General features: G+C 59.6%; 1 protein-coding gene. It reads left to right on the forward strand.

What is annotated here, in order from left to right; all coding sequences use genetic code 11:
• Positions 1-53 precede the first annotated feature (53 nt).
• Positions 54-1,304 (forward strand): IS256 family transposase, encoded by a 1,251-nt coding sequence (locus PCE31106_RS23845; protein WP_150564891.1) that lies wholly within the window; start codon positions 54-56, stop codon positions 1,302-1,304.
• Positions 1,305-1,343 lie beyond the last annotated feature (39 nt).

A 1,343-nucleotide genomic window follows, 5' to 3' on the forward strand; every position in this document is an offset into this window, starting at 1 on the left:
GGGGCTGTCATTAATTTCGTGTTTGAGGCATAACATGTCGCCAAGGAGTGACGATGCCTCGCAAACCGAAAACCCCACCGGCAGAGCTGCCGACGATCCCGGCCGAGCTGCTTGAGCAGTTCGGCCACGGCCCGATGACGGCCGACGCCATCAATGCCGCATCGCTGGCCTTCAAGAAAGCGTTGATCGAGCGTGCGCTGGGCGGCGAGATGAATCACCATCTCGGCTACCCGTCGGGCACGGCCAAACCGGCCAGCGTGACGAACCAGCGCAACGGCCGTGGTGCCAAGACGGTCCTGACAGAGGACGGCCCGATCCGCATCGAGGTGCCGCGCGACCGCGACGGCAGCTTCGAGCCGCTGTTGATCCCCAAACACGGACGACGCTTCACGGGCTTTGATGACAAGATCATTGCCATGTATGCCCGTGGCATGACCGTTCGTGAAATTCAGGGCTTCGTACAGGAACAGTACGGCACGGAAGTCTCGCCCGAGTTCATCAGCTCGGTCACCGACGAGGTGATGAGTGAAGTCACCGCCTGGCAGTCCCGGCCGCTCGAACCGATGTATCCGGTCGTGTTCTTCGACGCGCTGCGTGTGAAGATTCGCGAGGATGCCGTCGTACGCAACAAGGCGGTATATCTGGCGCTGGGCATCCTGCCCGACGGTACGCGCGACATCCTGGGCCTGTGGATCGAAAACACCGAAGGCGCCAAGTTCTGGATGAAGGTGTTTAACGATCTGAAAACGCGCGGCGTGAACGACATTCTGATTGCGGTGACCGATGGCCTCAAGGGCATGCCCGAGGCGCTGGCTGCCGTATTTCCGGCAACAACGCTGCAAACCTGCATCGTTCACCTGATCCGCAATAGCCTCGATTATGCGAGCTGGAAAGACCGCAAATCGCTCGCTGCCGCGATCCGGCCGATCTACACCGCACCGAGCGCCGAAGCCGCACAGGCCGAACTCGATAGCTTCGCCGCTGGACCATGGGGCCAGAAATTTCCGCCGGTCAGTGCAGCCTGGCGTAATGCCTGGGATCGCGTGATTCCGTTCTTTGCGTTTCCACCGGAAGTGCGCAAGGTGATCTATACAACCAACGCCATCGAGAACATCAACTCGCAACTACGCAAGATCATCAAGACCCGCGGGCACTTCCCGAGCGATGATGCCGCAACCAAACTTATCTGGCTGGCGCTGCGCAACATTACGGCCGATTGGGGGCGAGCGGCCAAGGACTGGAAGACAGCAATGAACCAATTCGCTATCCTTTACGCGGATCGATTCGTTCGACCGTCCGTGTAATTCTCAACTCGCCTTGAACACGGAAATTCTGACACCCCC

The sequence above is a fragment of the Pandoraea cepalis genome (assembly GCF_902459665.1).
Classification (GTDB): Bacteria; Pseudomonadota; Gammaproteobacteria; order Burkholderiales; family Burkholderiaceae; genus Pandoraea; species Pandoraea cepalis.

What these genes read in the sequence shown, in the direction of transcription:
- PCE31106_RS23845 (WP_150564891.1), top strand. Translation starts at nt 54, where the DNA reads ATGCCTCGCAAACCGAAAACCCCACCGGCAGAGCTGCCGACGATCCCG.